9 protein-coding genes are annotated in these 9,369 nt (G+C 40.9%); all 9 read left to right on the top strand.

The genetic code is table 11. The features are described 5' to 3' along the window. A partial coding sequence (locus PAN06_RS04570) for an LPXTG cell wall anchor domain-containing protein (protein WP_269795715.1) occupies positions 1-591 on the top strand: 591 nt, incomplete at its 5' end. A gap of 261 nt (positions 592-852) precedes the next feature. Next, positions 853-1,710, top strand: coding sequence for a VOC family protein (locus PAN06_RS04565; protein WP_269795714.1), 858 nt, complete (start codon positions 853-855; stop codon positions 1,708-1,710). 95 nt (positions 1,711-1,805) lie between these two features. Beyond that, a complete protein-coding gene (locus PAN06_RS04560; RefSeq protein WP_269795713.1) occupies positions 1,806-2,363 on the top strand; it encodes a sugar O-acetyltransferase in 558 nt (185 codons plus the stop codon). A 383-nt stretch (positions 2,364-2,746) separates the two neighbouring features. Further along, complete coding sequence (locus tag PAN06_RS04555; protein WP_269795712.1) at positions 2,747-3,997, top strand: dicarboxylate/amino acid:cation symporter; 1,251 nt, start codon at positions 2,747-2,749, stop codon at positions 3,995-3,997. Between the two features lie 14 nt (positions 3,998-4,011). Continuing rightward, positions 4,012-4,950, top strand: a complete 939-nt coding sequence (locus PAN06_RS04550; RefSeq protein ID WP_070842785.1) for an alpha-L-glutamate ligase — start codon at positions 4,012-4,014, stop codon at positions 4,948-4,950. A 301-nt stretch (positions 4,951-5,251) separates the two neighbouring features. Continuing rightward, positions 5,252-6,016, top strand: a complete 765-nt coding sequence (locus PAN06_RS04545) for a nucleoside phosphorylase (protein WP_269795711.1) — start codon at positions 5,252-5,254, stop codon at positions 6,014-6,016. A gap of 33 nt (positions 6,017-6,049) precedes the next feature. Then, entirely contained in the window at positions 6,050-7,429 is a 1,380-nt protein-coding gene (locus tag PAN06_RS04540; protein WP_269795710.1) for a potassium transporter TrkG, read from the top strand. Between the two features lie 13 nt (positions 7,430-7,442). Then, positions 7,443-8,108: a TrkA family potassium uptake protein gene (locus tag PAN06_RS04535; protein WP_001283909.1), complete on the top strand. Its 666-nt coding sequence runs from the start codon at positions 7,443-7,445 to the stop codon at positions 8,106-8,108. 155 nt (positions 8,109-8,263) lie between these two features. Further along, the gene (locus tag PAN06_RS04530; protein ID WP_269795709.1) at positions 8,264-9,280 is read left to right on the top strand and encodes a glycosyltransferase family 2 protein; all 1,017 of its coding nucleotides are present in this window, start codon (positions 8,264-8,266) and stop codon (positions 9,278-9,280) included. The last annotated feature ends 89 nt before the right edge of the window (positions 9,281-9,369 follow it).

Genomic DNA, 9,369 nt, shown 5'->3' with positions numbered 1-9,369 from the left:
CCAGAGGATTACACAAAAGGTATCACCATTCCAGAAGGTGGTAAGGTTACTAAGGTTGAAAATATTCCAGACTTGACAACGCCAGGTAAGAAAGATCCAGTTAAAGTAACGGTAGAATTACCAAGTGGCAAAGTTATTGTAGTAGAAGTCCCAGTAACAGTCACACCAAAGGCGACTCCAGCTCCAAGAGAAACAGTTAAAACTACCCCAATCGTAGTAGAGGTTGGAACTCCAATTGGCAAAGATGATGTTAAGAAACATGTTGAGTTACCAAAAGGTGCTGAAATAGTAGAAGTTGGAGAAATCCCAGCAACTGATACGGCAGGACAAAAACCAAGTGTTAAAGTAAAAGTAAAACTACCATCAGGAGAAATCGTAGAGGTAGAAGTCCCAGTAACAGTCATACCTAAGCATGTTGAACCATCAACTCCAAACCAACCAGCTTCTCAACCATCAACACCTAAAAATGTTGAAGTTAAAAAAGAATTGCCTAACACTGGTACAGAAGACAATGCTAGCCTAGCAGCACTTGGACTTCTTGGAGTATTGAGTGGATTTGGACTTGTTGCTCGTAAGAAAAAAGAAGACTAATTCTAATTAGATTTTCTGACAAGAATAAGGAGTAGGATATCATATCCGCTCCTTTTCTTTTTGGGTTGAGATGAGAGTCATCTTAGAGTTGGTAAAAATTTTCAATGGTTTGATTGTCAATTCTCTGTAGATTTTCTCGTTCTAATCCCATATAGACAAGATTACAGAATCATAATCTATAAGTTGTCTGGCTTGACTTTCTTGATGGAGGTTATATAATAGTTGAAATAATTACAGTTACAACTATGAGGAGAAATATTTATGACCTATGAATACAAGAGCCACATTTATTTGGCAGAGGCAGTTTTAAATGTAAAGAACTTGGCAAGCCAAACAGCCTTTTATCAGCAAGTGCTTGGTTTAGAAATCTTATCTCAAACTGAGACAGAGTCCATTCTAGGACTTGGTGGAAAAGCCTTGGTACAGCTGATTCAAGCACAAGAGAGCGGTGAAGTAAGGGAACATTATGGTCTTTACCATCTGGCTATTCTCTTGCCGACACGAAAGGCTTTGGCTGATGTCTTGAAACACCTGACAGATTTACAGATTCCTCTTGTCGGCGGTGCAGACCATGGTTACAGTGAAGCTATTTACTTGGAAGATTTGGAGGGAAATGGCATTGAACTCTATCGAGATAAGCCAGTTTCCACATGGGATATTCGAGAAGACGGTCGTATTATAGGGGTCACTGAGGCTCTTGCGGCGCAGGACATTTATGAGCTGGGGGAAAGAGTAGAGCCCTTTATCCTGGCAGAAGGTACGAGAATGGGGCATATTCATCTTTCCGTCAAGGATAGTCGAAAGTCCAGCCAGTTTTATCAAAAGGTGTTAGGGTTAGAGGATAAATTCAGTGTGCCTAGCGCTAGTTGGATTGCAGCTGGGGACTATCATCATCATTTGGCAGTCAACGAATGGGGAGGAAAAAATTTGGCTCCGCGTAAGCAAGACTTGCCAGGTTTGGCCCATTATGTTATTGAGGTTGCTAGTAAAGAAGAACTGTTAACGATTGCGCAACGAGCACAAGAAGTTGATGCACCAATCAAATGGCTGACATCGAGCCAGTTGGAAATCACAGACCCAGATGGAATCGTGACCCGTATTCGTTTAGACAGGATGTGATGACAATCAGAGGCTCAATTGTAGAAAGTACCCCTCATTCTAGTCAGATACGTAAAAAATTTGATATGATAATAGGGAACGAGGAGAAGAAAACAATGACCAGTGAATACCAGAAAATGATAGCAGGAGAGGTTTACCGTCCATCGGATCCAGAATTGCGAGACTTGGCTCAGGCTTCTCGCCAAAAACAGTCTGCCTTTAACAAGGAAGAAGATCCCTTGAAGGGAGTCGAAATCATCAAGGATTGGTTTGGGTCAACCGGGCAAAATCTTTATGTCAATCCACGCCTGGTAGTCGATTATGGAGTCAATATCCATCTAGGGGAAAATTTTTATTCTAATTGGAACTTGACCATGCTGGATGTTTGTCCGATTCGCATCGGGGACAATGCTATGATTGGCCCCAACTGTCAGTTCTTGACTCCCCTCCATCCATTGGACCCGCAGGAACGTAATTCAGGTGTGGAATACGGCAAGCCTATTACCATCGGAGATAATTTCTGGGCTGGAGGAGGTGTCATTGTCCTTCCTGGAGTGACACTGGGCAATAATGTTGTTGCTGGGGCAGGAGCTGTAATCACTAAGTCCTTTGGCGACAACGTTGTCCTAGCTGGCAATCCTGCGTGCGTGATTAAGGAGATACCTGTGAAATAGAAGTAGAAGAGGCTGGGAAAAACTTAATTTCAAGAAAAATGAAGTAAATCTTTCAACAATAAAACGCATAATATCAAGGTTGTTCATTACCTGATATTATGCGTTTTTCTGATTTCAAAGACTTTTTACTCAGCCTATTTTTGTAGATTTGATACTTGAAGTCACTCTTCTTGATCATTATGGAATTGCTCCATCCAGTTGAGTAGTTTAGATGGTGGTGTTTTTCTAACATAAAAAATTCATAATGGATAGCGAAATAGATATGACGACACTTTGAGATATTGTTATAAATCTTTTTTATGGTCATAATAGAAAATATATATTAGTCAAGCTAGAAGATTCGTAGTAGAATAATTAGCAAATAAAAGCAAAGGGGTTATTTTATGAAATTAGTTAATTTATGGTCAAAACTTTCACTCGGTTTGCAATTATTGCTAGCTTTGATTTTAGGTGTTATTTTTGCAGTAATCTGGCCACAATTTGCAGGTTTTTATCAATTTTTAGGACAAGCATTTATTAAATTGGTGAACATGGTCATTATTCCACTAATATTCCCAATTATAGTAGTTGCAGTGGCTAGTGTCATTGGAAAAAAATCGTTTGGTAAAATTTTAACGAAGACCTTACTCTACTTTTTCGCTGTTACAACTACAATCACTTTGTTATTTGTATTCTCTAGTTACTATTTGGGATTTGGTCAAGGTGTGAATATTGGTCAAACTGGAGCTAATATCGACGGGATAGCTAATAATGTCCAATTGAGTGAGTTTTTACTTGGTTTTATTCCATCAAATATTGTGAAGTCAATTTCAGAAGGCTCTCTTCTTCCAATTATTGTTTTTGCTATATTTCTTGGTTATGGAATTGGTAGCTTGAAGAATGATAAAACCCAAAAAATTCTTGAAGGTTTCCAGATCTGGATTGAAGCTATTTATAAAATTGTAACTGTTATTGTAAAATTATCTCCTGTCGGAATCTTTGGCTTTATTGCAAAAGATGTCGCTAGTACAGGGATTGATAAGTTAGTTGGACTTGGTCAATTTGTTATCGGAACTTATTTGGCCTATGCAGTTCTCATTTTAGTTGTCTTCCCTCTGATTGCCTCTATCTTTAAAGTTCCATATTTGACTGCTTTTCGTGAAAATTGGAGCCTTTTGACTCTAGCATTTGTTTCAGGTAGTTCGAGTGTTGTGTTACCGTCCCTATTAAAGGATTTAAAAAAACAGGGACATGATGAGAATACGATTGATTTGGTTGTCCCTTTAGGATATACTTTTAATCTAGAAGGAGCAGCTGTCTATTTTTCAGTAGCCACTATTTTTATCGCACATGCTTACGGTATCCAATTTTCATTATCAAGTCTCTTATTTACAGTTTTACTTTTGACCTTAATTGGGAAAACTGCAGCTACTGTTCCATCAGGAGCTATCGTAGTTTTGTTGGCAGCAGCACCTCAGCTTGGATTGCCAGTAGAAGGAGTGGCCTTGATTTTTGCAGTTGATTTCTTTGTGAATGCTGGCCGTACAATGATCAATGTTTTGGGTCAAATCTTAACAGTCAGTATCATTGAAAAAACAGAAGGTTATAGTTTAGAAGAAGACAAGCAACATCAATTGTCAGTTAATTTTTCTTAAAGGAGATAGGAGTTATGAGTAACGCAAAAGTTTATGTGATTCATGAAAATATTGAATGGACACAGCATTTAGTTAAATGGTTAGAAAAAATACAAGTACCTTATGAATTATGGGATCTATCGAGTGGGATATTAGATCTTCAAAGCCCACCTCCACAAGGAATTTTTTATAATAGGATGTCCGCATCTTCTCATACGAGAGGGCATCGCTATGCACCAGAGTTTACGGAGCAGGTGCTTACTTGGCTAGAGGCTCATGGACGTAAAGTAGTTAATGGAACGGGAGCCATCAATCTAGAAATCAGTAAGGTGAAACAATATTTGAAATTAAATGAATCTGGTATTGAGACTCCAGCAACAGTTGCTGTTTTGGGCCCAGAAAATATCATTGAAGCAGCAAGAAAATTGAATATCTATCCTTTGATTACCAAGCATAATAGAGCAGGAAAGGGATTAGGAGTGCAACTTTTCCAAAATGAAGAAGAACTAGAAGCTTATGTTAATAGTTCTGCTTTTGAACCTTCAGTAGATGGTATTACCTTGTTGCAGGCTTATATTAAACCAAGTGATGGTCGTATCCGTCGTTCAGAGTTTATCAATCAGAAGTTCCTTTATACTGTTTCAATTGATTCTTCAGATGGTTTCCAACTTTGTCCAGCAGATGGTTGTCAAATCGGTAAGAGACCAGAACAGCTGGAAACTTCTGAAAAATTCCAAATTACAGAACCTCTACCAGAATCTCAAAAAGAAGCTTATGAAGCCTTCCTTAAAAATGCTCATATTGATGTGGCAGCTATAGAATGGGTTCAATCAGAAAGCGGAGATATTTATGTGTATGATGTAAATACCAATACAAACTATAATCCTACAGCGGAACAGAATGCTGACATCTTTGCTCATCAACATCTAGCTGAATATTTAAAGAGGGAGTTAGAAGCTCTTTATAGTGAATGATCATCTTGGAAGTTAATCTTTTAAAAATTTGATAACAACTTCCAGATAGAGTGCGATATAAATACTTTTCTTTCAAGGTAACAGTTATCAGCAACAACTACTAATATATAACGTCCCCTCTGAAGATTAATTACAGAGGGGCTACGTTTGTAATGTTTACTCTAATTCCTTATGATTTATAAAATTACTTAGTATCGAGAATTCCAAGAATACTGAGATTTTTTCTCCTCAGTTCATCACCCCCCTCCTTGACACTCGGTCAGCTTTTGATACAATAGTACAAAATTAGAGGAGGTGGGCTATGATTCAGAAACATGCGATTCCTATTTTAGAGTTCGATGATAATCCTCAGGCGGTTATCATGCCCAATCACGAGGGGCTGGATTTGCACTTGCCCAAGAAGTGTGTTTATGCTTTTTTAGGTGAGAAGATTGAACGTTATGCGAGGGGAGTAGGGGCGGACTGTGTCGGCGAATTCCTTTCTGCCACCAAGACCTATCCAGTCTATGTCGTGAACTACAAGGGCGAGGAGATCTGTCTGGCTCAGGCTCCTGTTGGTTCCGCTCCAGCAGCCCAGTTTATGGATTGGTTGATTGGCTATGGTGTGGAGCAGATTATTTCCACCGGAACCTGTGGTGTGCTGGCTGATATAGAAGAAAATGCCTTTCTAGTCCCTGTTCGCGCTCTGCGAGATGAAGGAGCTAGTTATCACTATGTGGCACCTTCTCGCTATATGGAAATTCAGCCAGAGGCTACTGCTGCTATTGAGCGAGTGTTGGAAGCCAAAGGGATTCCCTATGAAGAAGTCATGACCTGGACGACAGACGGTTTTTACCGAGAAACGGCTGAAAAGGTGGCTTATCGCAAGGAAGAAGGCTGTGCTGTTGTGGAGATGGAGTGTTCTGCGCTTGCAGCAGTAGCCCAACTGCGTGGGGTTCTCTGGGGAGAGTTGTTGTTTACAGCTGATTCCTTAGCAGACTTGGACCAGTACGATAGTCGTGACTGGGGTTCAGAAGCTTTCGAGAAGGCCTTGGAACTCTGCCTTGAGATAGCCTTTCAGATATAGCTACTCTCCTACTTTTTATGGTACAATGGATGTATGTTATTCAAATTATTTGTGAAAAAAATTGAGAGAGCCTTGGGTGGACTTTCGCCAGCTCGTCGGATTTTTTTAAGTTTCGTTGGAGTTATTTTTATAGGCTCTCTTCTTTTGAGTTTGCCTTTTGTTCAGGCAAGTGGTTCGCAGGCTACTTATTTTGACCATCTTTTTACGACGGTGTCTATGGTCTGTGTAACCGGCCTTTCTACGCAACCGGTAGCTACTACCTATAATGTCTGGGGGCAGTTGATTTGTATGCTCTTGATACAGATTGGTGGTCTGGGGCTCATGACTTTTATCGGGGTCTTTTATATTCAGGGGAAGCAAAAGCTCAGTCTTCGCAGTCGTGAAACTATTCAGGAAAGCTTTAGTTACGGGGAGACTCGGTCGCTGAAGGCCTTTATGCGGTCTATCTTTTTGACAACTTTTCTGGTGGAGGGCTTGGGTGCCTTCCTACTAAGTTTTCGTTTTATTCCTGAGTTTGGCTGGGGACGAGGCATTTTTACCTCTATCTTTTTAGCCATTTCAGCCTTTTGTAATGCTGGTTTTGATAATTTCGGCAGTAGCAGTTTAGTGGCTTTTCAGACGGATCCCTTGATCAATCTGGTCATTGCTGGCTTGATTATCACAGGTGGTCTTGGCTTTATGGTCTGGTTTGACTTAGCAACCCAGTTTAACAAGAAGAAAAAACGCCGTCTACGTTTCCACACCAAACTAGTTCTTTTCTTGACGGCAGGGATCTTGCTATTTGGGACAGTATCTACACTCTTTACGGAGTGGTACAATCCAGGAACCATTGGCAATCTCAGTGTTCCAGAGAAAGTGCTGGTTAGTTTTTTCCAAACTGTAAGCATGAGAACAGCTGGTTTTGCTTCTATTGATTACACCCAAGCTCGGCCTGTGACCTTGTTTATCTATATCCTACAGATGTTTCTGGGTGGAGCGCCTGGAGGAACGGCTGGGGGGCTCAAGATTACGACTTTCTTTGTCTTATTGGTCTTTGCGCGTAGTGAATTGCTGGGCTTGCCTCATGCCAATGTTGCGCAGAGAACTATTGAGGCTCGAGCAGTCCAAAAATCCTTTAGTGTCTTCATTATCTTTTTGATGACCTTCTTGTTGGGCTTGATGTTGTTGGGAATTACAGCAGAAGGAACACCGCGATTTATCTATCTCATGTTTGAGACCATTTCAGCCCTTGCGACAGTTGGGGTAACGGCAAATCTGACGCCAGAATTGGGCAAGCTAGCTCTTAGCATTGTCATGGTGCTCATGTTTATTGGCCGTATCGGTCCCTTGACCTTGCTGGTTAGTCTAGCGGATTACCAGCCTGATAAGAAAGATTTGATTCAGTATATGAAAGCAGATATTAGTATTGGATAAGAAAGGAAGAATGATGTCAGATCGTACGATTGGAATTTTAGGTTTGGGGATTTTCGGGAGTAGTGTCCTGACGGCCCTAGCCAAGCAAGATATGAATATTATTGCCATTGACGACCACGCTGAACGTATCAATCAATTTGAGCCAGTTTTGGCGCGTGGAGTTGTTGGCGATATTACAGATGAGGAACTCCTCAGAACCGCAGGAATTGATACCTGTGATACGGTTGTAGTGGCAACAGGGGAAAATCTAGAGTCGAGTGTGCTTGCAGTTATGCATTGTAAGAGTCTAGGGGTACCAAGGGTTATTGCTAAGGTCAAAAGCCAGACAGCTAAGAAGGTGCTAGAAAAAATCGGTGCTGACTCGGTGATTTCACCTGAGTATGAAATGGGGCAGTCTCTAGCGCAGACCATTCTCTTTCATAACAATGTTGATGTCTTTCAGCTGGATAAAAATGTGTCTATCGTAGAGATGAAAATTCCTAGTGTCTGGGCAGGTCAAAGCTTGAGCCAGCTGGATTTACGTGGCAAATATAACCTCAATGTCCTAGGATTTCGTGAACAAGAAAATTCACCGCTGGACGTCCAATTTGGTCCCAATGATCTCTTGAAAGCCGATGCCTATATCTTGGCGGTTATTAACAACCAGTATCTAGATGACTTGGCAGAATTAAATTCGTAAGGAGGGTGATCCCCTCTTTTTTGATGTCCAAAATAGCAAATAGAGATAGCAACTCTTGTATCCTAGTAAAAGTCCTTCAAAAGCTGGACTTTATGGTAGAATAGAAAGAAGTGACAAGAGAGAAAGAAGAAATCAGTCCCCTAAAGGAGTAGATTATGAAGTTATTGTCTATCGCCATCCCCAGCTATAATGCTGCTGCCTATCTTCATTACTGTGTGGAGTCGCTAGTGATTGGTGGTGAGCAAGTTGAGATTTTGATTATCAATGATGGGTCTCAGGACCAGACTCAGGAAATCGCTGAGCGTTTAGCCAGCAAGTATCCTAACATCGTTAGAGCCATCTATCAGGAAAATAAAGGCCATGGCGGTGCCGTCAATCGCGGCTTGGCAGAGGCTTCTGGTCGTTATTTTAAAGTAGTTGATAGTGATGACTGGGTGGATCCTCGTGCCTACTTGAAAATTCTTGAAACCTTGCAGGAACTAGAGAGTGAGGGGCAGGAAGTTGATGCCTTTGTGACCAATTTTGTCTATGAAAAGGAAGGTCAGTCTCGTAAGAAGAGTATGAGTTACGAGTCAGTCTTGCCTGTCCAACAGATTTTTGGCTGGGATCAGGTCGGAAATTTCTCAAAAGGCCAGTATATCATGATGCACTCGCTGATTTACCGGACAGATTTGTTGCGAGCGAGCCAGTTCCAATTGCCTGAGCATACCTTTTATGTTGATAATCTCTTTGTCTTTACCCCCCTTCAGCAGGTCAAGACCATGTACTATCTGCCTGTCGATTTCTATCGTTATTTGATTGGGCGTGAGGACCAGTCTGTCAATGAGCAAGTGATGATTAAGCGCATTGACCAGCAACTCAAAGTCAATCGACTCTTGGTAGACCAGCTTGACTTGTCCAAAGTGAGTCATCCCAAAATGCGAGAATATCTGTTGAATCATATTGAGATTACGACGGTGATTTCCAGTGCCCTCCTCAACCGAGCTGGAACAGCGGAACATCTGGCAAAAAAACGTGAGCTGTGGACCTATATTCAGCAGGAAAATCCAGAGGTCTTTCAGGCTATCCGTAAGACCATGTTGAGTCGTTTGACCAAACATTCAGTCTTGCCAGCCCGCAAACTTTCCGATGTCGTCTATCAAATCACCAAATCCGTTTATGGATTTAATTAATATAAGTATTTTATAAGAGGGATTTAAGAAAAATTTTAACTTTTTCTTAATCCTTTTTAATTTTAGGAGATTATACTAGAGTCATCAAA

The sequence above is a fragment of the Streptococcus sp. SM3 genome (genome assembly GCF_027497875.1).
The sequence above is the reverse complement of the archived record's forward strand: the minus strand, read 5'-3'. Positions and strand labels throughout refer to the sequence as shown.